14 protein-coding genes are annotated in these 15,571 nt (G+C 28.6%); all 14 read right to left on the bottom strand.

What is annotated here, in order from left to right; all coding sequences use genetic code 11:
• Position 1: 1 nt before the first annotated feature.
• Positions 2-1,207: a diaminopimelate decarboxylase gene (gene lysA, locus L8W69_RS05560; protein ID WP_263661983.1), complete on the bottom strand. Its 1,206-nt coding sequence runs from the start codon at positions 1,205-1,207 to the stop codon at positions 2-4.
• A gap of 17 nt (positions 1,208-1,224) precedes the next feature.
• Positions 1,225-2,286: an LptF/LptG family permease gene (locus L8W69_RS05555; RefSeq protein ID WP_263666620.1), complete on the bottom strand. Its 1,062-nt coding sequence runs from the start codon at positions 2,284-2,286 to the stop codon at positions 1,225-1,227.
• A gap of 3 nt (positions 2,287-2,289) precedes the next feature.
• The gene (gene pth, locus L8W69_RS05550) at positions 2,290-2,829 is read right to left on the bottom strand and encodes an aminoacyl-tRNA hydrolase (RefSeq protein ID WP_263666619.1); all 540 of its coding nucleotides are present in this window, start codon (positions 2,827-2,829) and stop codon (positions 2,290-2,292) included.
• Position 2,830: 1 nt separating this feature from the next.
• On the bottom strand, positions 2,831-3,367 hold the full coding sequence (locus L8W69_RS05545) for a 50S ribosomal protein L25/general stress protein Ctc (protein WP_133319540.1): 537 nt from the start codon (positions 3,365-3,367) through the stop codon (positions 2,831-2,833).
• A 46-nt stretch (positions 3,368-3,413) separates the two neighbouring features.
• A complete protein-coding gene (locus L8W69_RS05540; RefSeq protein ID WP_263666618.1) occupies positions 3,414-4,385 on the bottom strand; it encodes a transaldolase in 972 nt (323 codons plus the stop codon).
• The gene (serB, locus tag L8W69_RS05535) at positions 4,382-5,008 is read right to left on the bottom strand and encodes a phosphoserine phosphatase SerB (RefSeq protein ID WP_133319538.1); all 627 of its coding nucleotides are present in this window, start codon (positions 5,006-5,008) and stop codon (positions 4,382-4,384) included. Before serB ends, L8W69_RS05540 begins: the two co-directional genes overlap by 4 nt.
• Entirely contained in the window at positions 5,008-5,526 is a 519-nt protein-coding gene (locus L8W69_RS05530) for a chemotaxis protein CheW (protein ID WP_133319537.1), read from the bottom strand. Before L8W69_RS05530 ends, serB begins: the two co-directional genes overlap by 1 nt.
• Positions 5,527-5,530: 4 nt before the next feature.
• Positions 5,531-7,837: a chemotaxis protein CheW gene (locus L8W69_RS05525; protein ID WP_220566582.1), complete on the bottom strand. Its 2,307-nt coding sequence runs from the start codon at positions 7,835-7,837 to the stop codon at positions 5,531-5,533.
• A gap of 2 nt (positions 7,838-7,839) precedes the next feature.
• Positions 7,840-8,793, bottom strand: coding sequence for a chemotaxis protein (locus tag L8W69_RS05520; protein ID WP_133319535.1), 954 nt, complete (start codon positions 8,791-8,793; stop codon positions 7,840-7,842).
• A complete protein-coding gene (locus L8W69_RS05515; RefSeq protein ID WP_412175226.1) occupies positions 8,793-9,521 on the bottom strand; it encodes a UDP-2,3-diacylglucosamine diphosphatase in 729 nt (242 codons plus the stop codon). Before L8W69_RS05515 ends, L8W69_RS05520 begins: the two co-directional genes overlap by 1 nt.
• Before the next feature lie 3 nt (positions 9,522-9,524).
• Complete coding sequence (gene greA / locus L8W69_RS05510; RefSeq protein ID WP_039619215.1) at positions 9,525-10,010, bottom strand: transcription elongation factor GreA; 486 nt, start codon at positions 10,008-10,010, stop codon at positions 9,525-9,527.
• Between the two features lie 9 nt (positions 10,011-10,019).
• Complete coding sequence (lpxB, locus tag L8W69_RS05505; protein ID WP_263666617.1) at positions 10,020-11,117, bottom strand: lipid-A-disaccharide synthase; 1,098 nt, start codon at positions 11,115-11,117, stop codon at positions 10,020-10,022.
• Positions 11,114-13,957: a DEAD/DEAH box helicase family protein gene (locus L8W69_RS05500; protein WP_263666616.1), complete on the bottom strand. Its 2,844-nt coding sequence runs from the start codon at positions 13,955-13,957 to the stop codon at positions 11,114-11,116. Before L8W69_RS05500 ends, lpxB begins: the two co-directional genes overlap by 4 nt.
• A 126-nt stretch (positions 13,958-14,083) precedes the next feature.
• Positions 14,084-15,571, bottom strand: coding sequence for a caspase family protein (locus tag L8W69_RS05495; RefSeq protein ID WP_263666615.1), 1,488 nt, complete (start codon positions 15,569-15,571; stop codon positions 14,084-14,086).

The following is a 15,571-nucleotide window of genomic DNA, read 5'->3' as shown; positions in this document are numbered from 1 at the left end:
TTTAATCCTTTAAAAAATCAAGCTCTAAAGCAATTTGATCCTCATAACTTTCTCTTTTTCTAATCATTCTTACCTTGCCATTTTCACAAGCTAGCTCACATACTCTATTACGAGTATTGTAATTACTACTCATGCTAAAACCATATGCACCTGCGCTTTTAACTATGATCAAATCTCCTGCTTTTGTTTTAGCTAGCTTTCTATCTTTAGCTAAAAAATCTCCACTCTCACAAACCCCACCAACAATATCACAAAGGCTTTCTTCTTTATTTTCACTCAAAAGCTTGATTTCATGATAAGCACTATATAAACTTGGACGCAATAAATCATTCATCGCCCCATCAATAATCACAAAACGCTTTTTATCATTAAATTTTTCATATAAAACTTTAGTAACAAACTCGCCTGCATTTGCTACCAAAAACCTGCCAGGTTCCATACCTATACACACATCAAGACCTTGCAAACTTGCTAAAATTCCTTGAGCATAATCATATAAATTTGGCTCTTGTTCATCTTTATAACAAACTCCTAAACCCCCGCCTATATCAAAGAATTTAATATTAATTTTCAAAACTAAAAGTTCTTTTACTAATTTTGCAACAATCGCTGAGGCCTCATGGATACTACTTATATCAAGAATTTGTGAACCTATGTGAAAATGCACTCCAACTGGCTCTAAAAATTGTGAGTTTTTAGCATAAAGATACATTTTTTTAGCACTTTCTATATCTACACCAAATTTATTTTCATGCAAACCTGTAGAAATATAAGGATGTGTTTTAGCATCTACATTTGGATTTACCCTTATGCTTATACGAGCTATCTTTTGACTTTCTTTAGCAATTTGCTCCAAAAGAAGCATTTCTTCATAACTTTCTAAATTTACATAAAGTATGTTTTGCTCTAAGGCATATTTTAATTCATCAGCACTTTTTCCAACCCCGCTAAAAATAATTTTATAATTTTTAGCCCCTGCTTTTAAAGCTCTATAAATCTCACCCGCACTAACACAATCAAACCCACTATCCAAAGAAGCTAAAAGCTTTAAAACACTTAAATTAGAATTTGCTTTGACTGCATAAAAAATTTGTGATTTTCTTGCCTTAAAAGCATCTTTTAACATTGTAAAACGCTCTTTAATTTTATCAAAATCATAAATATAAAATGGTGTGTTGTATTCTTTTGCTAGTTTTAAATAATCCATAAAAACCTCACTTGTAGTTATTTGTGTTTAAAATAATAAAAACTTCCTATACTTATTAAAATAAATACTGGTAGCATTATACCAAGCTCTGGAAGTAAAATTTCATTTTCACTCAATCTTGTTAATAAAAACAACAAACCCCAAACTAAAAGTATGCACACAAAAAACACAAAAGCTAAAAGTGCGAGATTAAAAAATCTTGCTGTTAAAGGAAAATAATAATACACAATAAGCATTAAAAATGGCGCAAAAAATGGTGTAAGAACTAAAGAATATAAACTTGTTCTAAGTGTATTAGTAGAAATATTTTGTTTTGCAAAAATTGCCATACTTTCTAGCGCGTCTAAAATAGAATAAGAAGGATTGCTCTCTACCAAAGAAATTCTTTCTAAAATTTTTGGAGAAAAGTCTTCTAAACCTTTAATATTTTTAAATTCTTCTATACTCAAACCCTCTTTTGAAACAATCAAATTTTGTGGTACATTAGTAGCTTTAGCGTCATTTAAGTTCCAAGAATCTCCATCAAATTTAGCAGTTTTTGCATGGATTGTGCTTTGAATGTCTAAATTTTTTACATCAAAGATTTTTACATTATATAAGGTTTGAGAACTTGTTTTTTGTATATAAATAAATTTATCATTATATTTAATCAAAACTTCCCCACCCTCTCTATCTACAACACCACGCTTGAGAATATTACTTTTATATTCATCTGCATAAGCAAAGGCACTAAAATTAAGTCCTACATAAACACAACAAAAAAACATAGCCCATAAAAAAGGATAAAAAATCACTTGATTTTTACTTAAACCCAAAGCATATAAGCTAACAAATTCATTCGAGCGTATCATATTAAAAATACATAAAACCAAAGCAAGGACTATAGCTAAAGGTAGTATATAAGAAGCTGCTGAACATGTTAAGAAAAATATATATAAAAGCTCTAAATTTGCACTTTTTGGCAGTCTATTGAAATTGAGTAAAAAATCAATCGCTACGAAGAAAAAAGTCAAAGAAAAAAATAAAATAAAAAATGATTTTAAATACAAAGATGAAATATAGCGAAAAAATATACTCATCGTTTAACTTTTTAAAGAATATTTTGAAGCGATTTTTTCTATATCAGAATTTAAAAGCTCAAATAAGGCTTTTTTACTATGTTCTAAAACCTTAGTTAAGCTTTCTTGTTCTTCTTGTTTAAATTTTCCCAAAACATGAGAAATTACATCTTGTCCTTTTCCTACTCCTATGCGTACCCTCTCATAAGCATTGCCACAAAGATTATCTATACTTTTAAGCCCATTATGTCCACCGCTTGATCCACCCATTTTAAATTTCAATGCACCCAAATTTAAATCTATATCATCATGGATTACAATGATTCTATCACATTTATAATATTCACTAACAGCTTTTACACTTTCTCCTGATAAATTCATATAAGTGGAAGGTTTTAAAAAAAAAGTAGAAGAGCCTTTAAAAAGCTCTCCCTTAAATTTGGGATTTGAAAGCTTTGCTGTTTGCAAATCTTTCAAAATTAAGTCAATTAGCATAAACCCTACATTGTGACGGGTTTGGGCGTATTGTTCTCCTATATTACCAAGTCCTACGACTAAGGTCATTTTATCTTGCTTTTTCTACGCCAACTACAGCTACTCTATCAGCATCAACCATAGTTACACCCTCAGGCACAACTACATCGCGGATTAAAAGTGCATCACCAACATCAAGTTTAGTTACATCTAATTCAAAATAATTTGGTAAGTTTTCAGCTGCACATTTTACTTTCAATCTTCTTTTTGATTGGATTAAAACACCTTTATTTTTAAGACCCATAGCTGTTCCTACGATCTTTACAGGAACCATATATTTAGAAATAACACCTTTTTGTGCTACTTTTAAATCTACGTGTTTTAATTCTGCAGTTACAGGATCTTTTTGATAATCAACTACCACAACATTTAATACTTTATCTGCTACTTTTACATCAAAAGCTAAAGTAGTTTTTTTGCGTACTTCTTTAATAAATTCATTTACTTTAAAAGCAGCATTGATGTTTTCTAATCCTTTTCCGTAGATGTTTGCGATTAGATAACCATCTCTTTTTAAAGCTTTGGCAGCTTTTCTACCGATACTCTCTCTAACGATACCTTCTAACATCTGTTTCCTTTCTAAAAAAATAAACGCTAATTATAGCCAAATAAGTTTATAAAGATTTTAAAATATCTTCATAAGCTATGCAAAATTGCTCCAAACCATCATCAAGCAAATCTTTACAAGCTTTACTTAAAGCATCTTTTGAAATATTTGCATTTAATTTTTTCTCTATACACTCATCTTTTAAAGGCTCTTTAAATATAATTTTCTTACCTTTAAAAGCCTTAATAGCATCTAGTGGTGCAGTATTAATAGCTTTATCATAGAGTAATTCTTTAATATAATAATCTTTTTCTAAATCATCACCCTTAACACCTGTACTTGCAAATAAAGCTCTAATATTTGTTTCATTTTGTTTAATGATATAATTATAAGCCTTTGTTGCAGTAAGAATTCCTATATAATTTTTATCTAAAACTTGATTATTTAATAATCTATCAAAACGGCTTACAAAAATACTAATAACTGCTCGAGGCTCTTTTTTAGCTGTGGTATTATTTTTTCTAAATTCTTTTAAACCTAAATTTAAAGCTTCAAAGCATTTTTTAGTTTGCTCAAAATCAAAAATCAAAGTAGCGTTAACATTAATACCATTTTTCATTAATTCTTGCATTACTTCATAAGAAGCTTCTGTAGCAGGAATTTTCATCATCACATTTTCTTTTGCAATTTGCATGTATAATCTTTTTGCTTCGGCCAAAGATAGGCTAGTATTATCTTTTAATCTTGGATCAATTTCAATACTAATAAAACCATCATTATTTTCATAATAATTAATAGCTAATTTATCCGCAGCCTTAGCTATATCTTCTATCGCAAGATACTCATATAAAGCTTTTTTATCTTTAAGATTTGATTTTTTGATTTTTTCTTTATAAATAGCTGAGTTTAAAATCGCATTTTTAAAAATAGCAGGATTTGAGGTAGCACCATTGATTGTTTTTGAGTAAATTAAATCTAAAAATTCATGATCTAAAAATTCATTTTCTATAAAATCACACCATAGTGAAAATTTTTTCATTGTATTACCTTTATTATTTCTTTTAAATCTTTCTTATCTATACAAATATCTGCATGAGATTTTAAAATTTCTTTGGCACAAAAAGCTATTTTTAATCCACATTCTTTAAACATAGAAATATCATTAGCTCCATCGCCTACACACATAATTTCTTCTGTTTTTAAATTTAAAAATTTCTTAAGTCTTTGTAGTATAATACCTTTTGAGTTATTAAACATAATTTCTCCGCCAACTTTTCCTGTTAAAAAACCATTTTTACTATGTAAAAAGTTAGCAAAACCAAAATCAAAATGAAGTTTATTTTGTATTAAATCAATTCCTTCATGAAATCCACCACTAAAAACGATTATTTTTATATTCTTACTTTTTAAATATTCACATAATTCTTTAGCGCCATTCATCAAAGGTAAATTTTCACAGCATTTCTTTACCTGCTCTATAGGCATACCTTCAAGCAAAGCTACTCTAGCACTTAAGCTTTCAAAAAAATCAAGCTCACCATTCATTGCTTTGTTGGTGATTGCTTTTACAGCATCACCAACATTATATTCTTGCGCTAAAATATCGATAGTTTCCCCATCCATTAGCGTAGAATCAAAGTCAAAGGCACAAAGCTTTATCATTAAAACTCACGCTTTAATAAAGCTTCAGCTTTTAATATAGTCAAGATATTTTCTTCTCTTTTGCCTATACCAAAAATCATACCTTTTTCTTTTAGTAAAGTTTCAGGTGGCGGATCAATCCTGCTTCTGTGAATTTTAATAGCCTCAGTAAGTCTATCAATCACAAAGCCTGCATTACCTGCAGGAGTTTGATTGCCATTTGCTATACCTTTTAAAACAATATATCTTGTTTGAGGAGTCATTTTAGAACTACCTTGATTAAATCTTTTAGCAAGATCAATCAAAGGCATAACATTACCCCTCATATTAAACACACCTAAAACATAATCAGGTACACTTGGAACCCTAGTATATTCTATAGGTTTAATAATTTCTTGGATATTAAGAATTGGAATAGCGTATTCCTCATCTCCTACCACAAAGCCAACAAGCTGAATAATATCCTCTTCTTTATCTACATCAGGTTCTGCAATTTGCGCTTGTTGTTTTTGCAAAACCTGGTTTAATTTATCATTCATCTTCTTATCCTAGTTTTAAATTTTTTCTAACTACATTTTCTAAGTACTCTGGAGAGTAAGGCTTAGTAATATACTCAGTCATTCCTACTTCCACACCTCTTAAGCGGTCTGATTTACTAGTTCTTGAAGTTACTGCAACAAGTGGGAGGTTTTTATATTTAGAATATTTTCTAATTTCACCTGCTAAGGTATAACCATCCATTCTTGGCATTTCAATATCAATCAACACAGCATCAATATCATGCTCGCCTGATTTAATTGTATTTAATGCTTCAACACCATTAGTTGCTTCTATAATACTTACACCTAGTGGCTCTAATGATTTTTGCATGATATTTCTATCCATTTTAGAATCATCCACTATAAGCACTGTATAATCACTTGGTTTTTCTTTAGTTGTTTTTTTAGATTGCGATTCAATTTGTGCTTTAATATCAACTTTAATTTCTTTAGCTATATCCATCATAGCAGCAACATCGATAATCAAAGTTACTCTACCATCACCACGGATAGTTGCTCCTGCTATACCTTGGATATTTTGCAAATACTCACCCATAGACTTGATAACAATTTCTTCTTGGCCTACTAAAGTATCTACTATAATACCAAGCTTACTTTCTGCCACACCTATAACAACTACATAAGTTTGATCAGTATTTTCAAGCACTTGTTTTACGCCAAATACATCTGAAAGTCTTACTAAAGATAAAACCTCATCTCTTAAGCGAAGTACATTTTTACCTTCAATGGTATAAATATCATCAATTGGCACTCTAACTGTTTCAAGAACACTTGCAAGTGGAATAGCATAAAATTCTTCTTGAGTTCCCACAAGTAAAGATTGAATAATCGCCAAAGTAAGTGGAATTTTAAGCTTCATCACAGTGCCTTTTCCAAGCTCACTATCGATTTCAATCACACCATTTAATTTTTCAATATTAGTTTTAACAACATCCATTCCAACACCACGCCCTGAAACATTGGTGATTTTTGCAGCGGTTGAAAAACCTGGTTTGAAAATCAATGCAAATGCTTCTTTATCACTCATTTGATCAGCTTCACGCTCTGTGATTAAGTTTTTCTCTATTGCTTTTGATTTTAACACATCAGCATCTAAACCTTTACCATCATCGGCAATTTCAACAACGATATGATTTCCTTCATTATATGCTTTAAGATTAACCGTTCCTTTTTCTGGTTTACCATTAGCTATACGCGTTGCTGGATCTTCTATACCATGATCACAAGAATTTCTAATCATATGCATAATAGGATCGCCAATTTCTTCTACAATAGACTTATCAAGTTCAGTTTCTTCCCCTGAAATTTCAAGCTCCATTTGTTTACCAAGTTCACGGCCTAAATCACGCACAACTCTTGGGAATTTATTAAATACTTTCGCAATAGGTTGCATTCTTGTTTTCATAACCGCAAGTTGAATATCTGTAGTGACAATACTAAGTTGAGAAACAACTTGATTTAATTCTTCTAAGAATTTTTCTCCATCATATCTTTCTTCAACATCATCATAAATTTTTAACAAGCGGTTTTTACCTAATACAAGCTCGCCAATTAAGTTCATTAAATGATCAAGTCTTTTAACTTCAACCCTAATTGTTTGATCCATATTTGCACCGCTGCTTCCACCACCTGCTGCAGGGACCTTTTTCTCAGCTGCTGCATTTTGTGCCTGTGGAGCTGGCTTACTTGGGGTTGGAGTTGATTCTTGAGTTTTTTTCTTTTCAGCGCGTCTTGCTTGATCTTCAGCTTTTCTTACTTTTAAAAGTCTTTCAATTTCAGCTTCAACTTCATCATCACTAAGTTTATTTACATCAACTTCAGGTTCTTCAGCTTTTGGCTCTTCTTTAACTTCTTCTTTTGGCTCTTCAGCCTTAGCCGGAGTAATTGATTCTAAACTTTCTCCTTCTGAAATTGCGGTTAATCTTGCACAAATTGGAGCTATATCAAGTCCGATTGCTGTATCATTTCCATTATCTCTAATAGAATTTAATAAAGTTTTCATCATATCAATAGATTCTAAAACTACATCCATTACTTCAGGAGTAATTTTAAGCTCATTATGTCTTGCTTTATTTAAAACATCTTCCATATGATGAGTAAGTTTTGTTAAAACATCAAAATTTAAAAAGCTTGATGATCCTTTAACAGTATGCGCAACGCGGAAAATTCTATTTAATAGTTCTAAATCTTCAGGATTTGCTTCTAATTCAACCAAATCATGATCAATTTGCTCGACTAATTCAAAGGCTTCAACTAAAAAATCCTCAAGTATTTCTTGAATATCTTCCATTTTTACTCCTCACCTTTTTCATGTTTTGCTATGATACGAGAAATTTCAGCAAAGAAATCACTTGCATTAAATTTAACTAAATACCCATCTCCACCTGCTTCTTTAACACCTTTATCACTCATAAATTCATTTGATAAAGAAGAGTTAAATACGATAGGAATATTTTTAAATCTCTCATCATCTCTAACTTTTGCTGCAAAATGGAATCCATCCATTTGTGGCATTTCAACATCACTTACAATAATTTTTAAATGTTTATTTAAATCACTGCCATAAGTACTATAAAGCTCTTCTAGTTTATGTAAACCTTCAACACCATCTTTAGCTTCAATTACTTTAAGACCAATTTTATTTAGTAAATCTTTAACAAGTTTTCTTGCAGTTGAACTATCATCAAGTGCTAAAGCCATACCTTCGATTTTTTGAATTTTATCATCGTCAATATCAGTTTGCGGGGTATAAATTCCAAGTTCTTGCACTATACTTTCTAAATCTAGGATAAGTAAAACCTCATCTCCTTCGATCTTAGTTACACCAGTAATTTTACCCTTATCTAAACTACCCGCACTTGTTGCAAAAGTAGCTGGCTCAATATTTTTCCAGTTAATTCTACGAATTCTTTTCGCCTCATGGACAATAAAACCGATTAAAACATTACTAAATTCAGTAATGATAACTCTAGGTTTTATATTTGTCATTTCTGGTTCTTGAATTTGCATCCATTTTGCTAGGTTGATTACAGGAATCACCACGCCACGAAGATCAAAAATACCTTCTACATATTCAGGCACTCCTGGAATTTCAGTCAAAAAAGGAATTTTAATGATTTCTCTAACCTTAGAAACATTTACACCATAAATTCCCTCATAGACTTTATCGTGGCCTTGCTTAAAGATGCGAAAATCAACAAGTTCCATTTCATTTGAACCTGTTTTAACGACATTCTCATCAAACATTATGCCTCCTTAAGTTCTATTTTGTGAAATCTGATTTCTGGCTCATATTTTACTATAAAAAAACTTTCCTTGTATGCAAAAGTAGCTAAATTTAGATATTTTATATCTTCATTTTTTAAAAATACATCTTGATGATAATGACCTTCTATTACAAAGTCTATATTATAGTGCTTTAAACGCTCTTTTACTAAAGCAGAAAAATGGGGAATTTTTCTAATAAGTTGTTTTTTGTTTTGATTTTTTAGAATTTTTTGAGTAATTCTTTCTTTACTAATAACATTTAAAAAATTTAAAAAAAGTAGCAAATAATGATTTCTCAAACTCTTTAAGCAAAACTGCAAAAAAGGTTTTAAAAAAATATCCCCATGGGCTAATTTTACTAAGGTTTTATCTTGAAATTCGCAAAGCAAGGGTTGTTGTTTTATACTAAAAACTTTCACTTTTTTAAAAAATTTAGCTAAATTAAAATCATGATTGCCTTCTAAATAAATGATTTCAATTTCATACGCAAGTTCTTCAAGTAAGTCTATATAAGCTTTTGCAAAATCATGCGTGGCCTTTACTTCATAAATTAAAAGATCAAATATATCACCCATTAAAAAAAGCTGTGGAGTTTGAATTTTTTTATTTTTTAAGGCTTGCAAAAACTCCCAAAAACCACGCCTATTTTTATTTTCATGCGCATCGGCAATAAAAATAGCATTTTCTTTTATAATTATTTTTTGCAAAAATTAAAATTCCAAAGCTTTGTATTCTATAGAAATGATTTCAAATTCACTCTCGCCTTTTGGCAAACGCACTTTAAAATCATCCCCTTCTTTTTTACCAAGCATTGCTTTAGCAATAGGTGAACTAATGGAAATATAGCCTTTTTCTAAATTTCCTTCATTTACCCCTACCAAAGTATAAGTGCTTTGTTTTTCACTTTCTAAATCCTCTACAACAACAGTTGAGCCAAATTTCACACTATCATGCTCATAAGAAGATGGATCGATGATTTGTGCTCTTGAGATCAAATCTCCAAGTTCAGCAATCTTTCCTTCTATAAAAGCTTGTTTTTCTCTAGCCGCGTGATATTCTGCATTTTCTTTTAAATCTCCATGGCTTCTTGCTATGTCTATTTCTTCTACTACTTTTGGGCGTTCAACTTTTTTTAAATGCTCTAATTCTTTTTCTAATTTCTCATAGCCGTATTTACTCATAGGTTCTTTTTGCATGATTTATCCTTATTTGATTTCATAAAGTATTTTAGCTAAATTTTTTGCACTTGCAAATTGCAAATATTCTTTTAAAAAATCTACTTTATCAAAAAATGCCTTATAATCGTATTTAAGATAAGCTTGATATAAATTTTCCACATTCACTTGCTCTTGTAAAAATTCAGGATTAAGCTCGCTTTTTCCTGCAAAATCTAAAAAGATATTTGCAAGGCCTATATGTTTGAGTTTTACAAAACATCTTGCGATAAATACATCAATAGCTTTAGCTTTATAAGCAAGCACAAAAGGCGTGCCGACCAAAGCTGCTTCAAGTGTAGCTGTGCCACTACAAATAAAAGCAAAATCAGCATTTTTTAGAACCTTTGGGGTGTTAGTTTGAATTTCAAAATTACTCATTTCCCCGTAAATTTCTAATCTTTTTAAATTAAACTCGGGCACACAAAGGATTTTTTTACCTTTAAATTTAGTGCTTAACTCTCTAAAAATAGGCATCAAACGCTTTATTTCACTTTTTCTTGAGCCCGGTAAGAAAGCAATGATTTTTTCATCATCTTTTTTTGAAAGTATAGAATTTATATCTTCTTGATTTTTAAACTCTTTTATCTCATCTAAAAGCGGATGTCCCACATAAGTGCTTTTACTAAAAAACTCACTATCAAAAGGTAAAATAGAAGCTAACACATCAAAATGACTTTCTATGATAGGAATGCGTCCTTTTTTCCATGCCCAAACTTGAGGTAAAATATAATAAATTCTTTTTACTTTGGAATTTGCTTTTTTTAAAGCCTTTGCAAAAGGTAAGTTAAAGGCAGGAGAATCTATACATAAAATCGCATCAATTTTTTGAGCAAAACTTAAACTCGCTAGCTCTTTTATGGCTCTTTTAGCTTTTAAAATGAGCGGCAAAACCTCTATAAAACCCATAGCACTAAACTCATGTGAGCTATAAAGTGGCTTGGAATTTAAACTAAATTCTTCACATAAATTCTCATCATAAATTCCCATTAAATCAAATTCTTTATACTCATTTTTATAAGCTTTTAAAACTTCTTTTAAATGTAAATTTGCTGAAGGCTCTAAGGCGCAAACTAAAAAGGTTTTCATTTGAAAATATCCTCTATTGTAGATTTAACAAAGTCTTTTAATTCGTCTGAAAAAGTATAATTTTTATTATAAAAAAACAAATTAACTTTTATACTTTTATCTTCATAACTTAAATTTTTATTTTCAAATATTGCTTTAAAGCCTTTTAATTTAAATCTAGGATTATCTTCTATTTTTAAGCCTTTTGGATCTATAAAATATATAAAAAAATCTCCACTTTGTTTATTTTTTAACCAAAATATAAAATCAGGATAAAATTTTCTTTCTTTTTGTTGTTCTTCATCAAAATAAGGGATATAAATTTCATCTTGATTTTCTACCAATTTAGAAAAATACCATTCATATTGTTCAAAAAAAGATGATTTTAAATTACTTTCTAAATCTTCTAAAAATTCTTTTTCACTTTTATTAGAAATGGCAAAATTAATCTTATTTTCTTTATCATTTTTATTGTAAATGATTAAAGGGCTATAATAATGCTTGCTAAGTTTTGCACTAATTATATAGTTTTGCACTTCCTTGCTTTTTTGACTTTCTTTTATACCTTGCATTAGCTCATCTAAATTTATTTTTTTATTTTCAAAATCTGCTTTTAATTCATCTTCACTTTTTGCATTCAAAACATCTTTTATAGTCTTATTGATTTTTTTAACTGTTTCAAAATCTAACTTTGCTTGTATATTTTTATGGTGCGTTATTTCTTCCTTTAACTTTACAAATTTATCCAAAACTTTGGCATTAGAATTTAACACGCTATTGATTGTTTTTAATGTTGTTTTTTCATTAAATTCTACATTGCCTCCTGATTGTATTTTACTTTCTTTGTCATCGCTAAATTTATAAAATTCTTCTAATGTGGAATATTTAAAATTTTTATACAAACACTGCTCTAAAATCAAAACATCCTCATCGTAAGATTTTATAAATTCTTTTAAAGATTTTGCTTCTTTTTCTGAAATTCTATAGATACTATTTAGTTTATTTTCATTTTTATATTTTGGCACAGGTAAATTAAACGACAATTTTGAATTAATATCTTTAAATCCTTTTAAATGCCTACTTTCCATAAATTCGCATTCTATACCCTCTATGATAGCTTTTATGGCTTCATTATCACTTGCCATTACAAAAAGAGTTTCTAAACCGCATGCTAAATTTACACATCGCTCATCGATTTTAAACATCTCTTTTAAAGCATTTAATCTCTTTCTTATATTTAAAAAAGGTTCTATTCTGACACCTCTTCCTATAGTTTGCAAAACATATTTTTTAGCATTAATGCTTCCTATATTGATAAAAGAAATTAAATTTACGCGGTTGCTATCCCAACCTTCTGAAAAAACCTTACTTCCTAACATTATATTGATAGAAGATTGTGAGCTATTGATGTTTTCAAAATGACTTTGTGATATATCACTTATGCTTTCTACCCCAAGCTCAAGTAAAAAATCTTTTTCCCATTCTTTTGCATTTGAAATATTTAAAAGCATGAAAGGTTTGTTTGAATTTTTACTCTTAAAAGCCAATTCTTTATCATTCCCTTTAATGCTATAACATTCTAATTTTGCATTTGCATTTGCATAAAAAATATTTTCTCTAAGTTCATCGTTATTTGCATTTTTTATATATTTTAAAAAATCATCGCTTAGTGTATTTATACCAAAATACAAATTTTGATTTTGAAGTTTTTCATAAAGCTCTAAAGCTATATTGCCTACATCTACTTTATTTTTTAATACATTATACACTGCCTTAAAATACGCTTTTATACCCGCATCTTGAGTATTTACTTTATCAGAAACTGCTATGATTAAAGGATTGTGATATATAAAATCTTGTCTTTTTAAAAATAATTCTTCTTTTGATTTTACAATAGCATTGAATATTATAAAACTTTCTAAAATCGTTTTAATTTTTGCTTCTTCGTTATTTTCACTTTTAAAATCTAAATTCTCATTTAAAACTGCTATATTTTTACCATATCCTTCTTGATTGAATTTTTGAAGATTATAATTATAAGCACAAGTTATAAAATCTATTTCATCTTCAAAAGTAGCAGAAAAATTAAAAACAAAGCCTTTTGGAAATTCATCTTCTTTGATAAAACCTCTAGCAAGCTCATGATAATAGTTTTTTCTTAGTGATGTTTTACTATCACCTCTATGAGCTTCGTCTAACAATATATACCAACCATCTTTATTAAGATAATTTTTATAGTTTAATCTTTTTGCTTTTTTATCTTTGCCTACATTTTCTTCACTCTCAAGTAAATCACTTCTTGCAAAATACACCACCGCTTCATTTAACAAACTAGCTTCTTTTTCTATGCTTTCAAAATCTTTTAAATCTTTTATTTTGATAAAATTGCTGTGATGATTATTGTATTTGGCTATATTTGCTTTGAATTGATTTAAAATCTTATCATTTGGTGCTAAAAGCATGATAGGCTTTTTAGGTAATTGATTATTTTTAATAAATTCATGTATCAAAGCTATAAGTTTGATCATAACTATAGTTTTACCACTTCCTGTAGCCATCCAAAATGAAGCTCTTGCGATATGTTCTTTTTGTAATTTTAAATTCTCGCTTTCATCTTGATAAAATTCTAAAAGCTTTCTACATTCTTGATTGTATTCATGTGAATTTAATTCATCTTTCATATAAAAAGAAAGTATGGCTAAAGCATTTTTAACACTTTCTTGCTGATAAAATTGTAAATTTATAGCTTGAGAAAAATTACTAAAATTATAACTTTCATCAAGCTTTTGCACTAGTGATTTATCATGGATAAATTTATTTAACAATAAATGTGTTCTTGTGTTTTGTTTTGCTTTAGCCATTATTTTCCTTTAAAGCTTTAATTGTTTTTATCATTTTCAGTATGTAAGAATTTTTTACATACTGAAAATTCTTGCAACCGCTTATCTTGCAAGTGGTATAAAGAATGATGTTATTTCAATTGCTATTTACTCTCTAATTTTTAAATCTTCTTGTTTTAAAATATTAAAAATATTATCAATAATTTTTTGATTATAGTTTTTTATTATTATTTGAATTTTCTCTAAGATCTTATCTTTATCGCAAAAACTTTCTTTACTTTTTATCCAATCTTCAGTATTTATTTTTTTCCAATCATGCCAGTTGTTTTTATAATATTCAATTATATTACTATAAAAAACAATATCAAGATTATTATGAAAATTAATAATATTTATCAAATATCTATTAATATTATCAATATCTTCTTTAGGATTAAGAGATATAGCAATACCTATTGGCAAAATATCATCTACTAAACAAATAGAATTAACTATATTTCTGTATTTTTGGACTTCTTTTTCTTCATAATTCTTACCCAAAAACTGATCATAAGAAAAATGTCCTGTAATATCATATGGATTTTTCTTTTTTGGAACCCACTCTGTAGTAGTATAAGTCTCTTGTCTATATTCAAGATTAATAAAAAAATGTTGTTTATTTTTTTCTATTTCATTATACAACTTATTGATATTACCAATATCATAATCATTGTATTTTTCGATTTTTATATCATAAATTAACTTTATATCATCATTAAACATATTATTGATATTATTTTCATTAAAAATGCATTCAATAGTTTTTTGTGCTACATCTTTATTTATATACTTTTTAGATAAAGTTTTAAGCTTTTCTACTATATCAATTTTATCATTTTCTATTTCTTGAACAATATCTTCGCCATTATTTGTCATGAGATTATTGTTTTCAAATTCTTTTTGTATAGATGTAAGCTCATTAAGAAAAATTTCAGTTGCATTTGATTGATTCACAAAAAACGGCGTTTGCAATTCACTTCTACTGCTAAAATAATCGGCAACATAAGATTGAACATCCATATATCGAATAGAATCTGTTTTATGCGCTAAGATTGATTCTATAATAGCATTTGTAAAATAACTACCCTTATCATCACCCATTGAAGATTGATTATTCATAGAAGAAAAGAAAAAATGACATTTTTTAAAAAAATGTTGAGTTAAACTTTTTTTGACAGATGCTTGATCAGATTCTTTGATATATTGTTGTCCTGATTGACAAGCATCAATTATTTTAATTACCATTTCTGCATCTAAACTTTTAAGCATATTATCCAATTCATCATTAGATAAACTCGTCGTTTCAAATTGCTTATCAGTAAAATTAATTGGCAAATAATAAAATCGCTCTTTAAATAATCCATGTCCAGTATAATAAAATAACAACTCATTAATTTTAAATTTTTCAAGTTCTCTAATAATTTTTGATAATTCACTTTTTAATTGTTCACTTTGGTAATTTTCAAAAATATGAATTTCAAATTTTTTGCTCAAGTTTAATATTTTTTGCATTGAACTAATATCTTCTCTGCAAAAATGTAATTTATTTAAATTTTGATATTCAGAATTTCCCACTAGAATTGCTATATTTTTCAT

It is taken from the genome of Campylobacter sp. CNRCH_2016_3089 (genome assembly GCF_025772505.1).
Taxonomy (GTDB): domain Bacteria; phylum Campylobacterota; class Campylobacteria; order Campylobacterales; family Campylobacteraceae; genus Campylobacter_D; species Campylobacter_D lari_D.
Note: the sequence above shows the minus strand (reverse complement) of the source record. Positions and strands in the feature narration are given on the sequence as shown.

What these genes read in the sequence shown, in the direction of transcription:
- lysA (WP_263661983.1), bottom strand. Translation starts at nt 1,207, where the DNA reads ATGGATTATTTAAAACTAGCAAAAGAATACAACACACCATTTTATATT.
- L8W69_RS05555 (WP_263666620.1), bottom strand. Translation starts at nt 2,286, where the DNA reads ATGAGTATATTTTTTCGCTATATTTCATCTTTGTATTTAAAATCATTT.
- pth (WP_263666619.1), bottom strand. Translation starts at nt 2,829, where the DNA reads ATGACCTTAGTCGTAGGACTTGGTAATATAGGAGAACAATACGCCCAA.
- L8W69_RS05545 (WP_133319540.1), bottom strand. Translation starts at nt 3,367, where the DNA reads ATGTTAGAAGGTATCGTTAGAGAGAGTATCGGTAGAAAAGCTGCCAAA.
- L8W69_RS05540 (WP_263666618.1), bottom strand. Translation starts at nt 4,385, where the DNA reads ATGAAAAAATTTTCACTATGGTGTGATTTTATAGAAAATGAATTTTTA.
- serB (WP_133319538.1), bottom strand. Translation starts at nt 5,008, where the DNA reads ATGATAAAGCTTTGTGCCTTTGACTTTGATTCTACGCTAATGGATGGG.
- L8W69_RS05530 (WP_133319537.1), bottom strand. Translation starts at nt 5,526, where the DNA reads ATGAATGATAAATTAAACCAGGTTTTGCAAAAACAACAAGCGCAAATT.
- L8W69_RS05525 (WP_220566582.1), bottom strand. Translation starts at nt 7,837, where the DNA reads ATGGAAGATATTCAAGAAATACTTGAGGATTTTTTAGTTGAAGCCTTT.
- L8W69_RS05520 (WP_133319535.1), bottom strand. Translation starts at nt 8,793, where the DNA reads ATGTTTGATGAGAATGTCGTTAAAACAGGTTCAAATGAAATGGAACTT.
- greA (WP_039619215.1), bottom strand. Translation starts at nt 10,010, where the DNA reads ATGCAAAAAGAACCTATGAGTAAATACGGCTATGAGAAATTAGAAAAA.
- lpxB (WP_263666617.1), bottom strand. Translation starts at nt 11,117, where the DNA reads ATGAAAACCTTTTTAGTTTGCGCCTTAGAGCCTTCAGCAAATTTACAT.
- L8W69_RS05500 (WP_263666616.1), bottom strand. Translation starts at nt 13,957, where the DNA reads ATGGCTAAAGCAAAACAAAACACAAGAACACATTTATTGTTAAATAAA.
- L8W69_RS05495 (WP_263666615.1), bottom strand. Translation starts at nt 15,571, where the DNA reads ATGAAAAATATAGCAATTCTAGTGGGAAATTCTGAATATCAAAATTTA.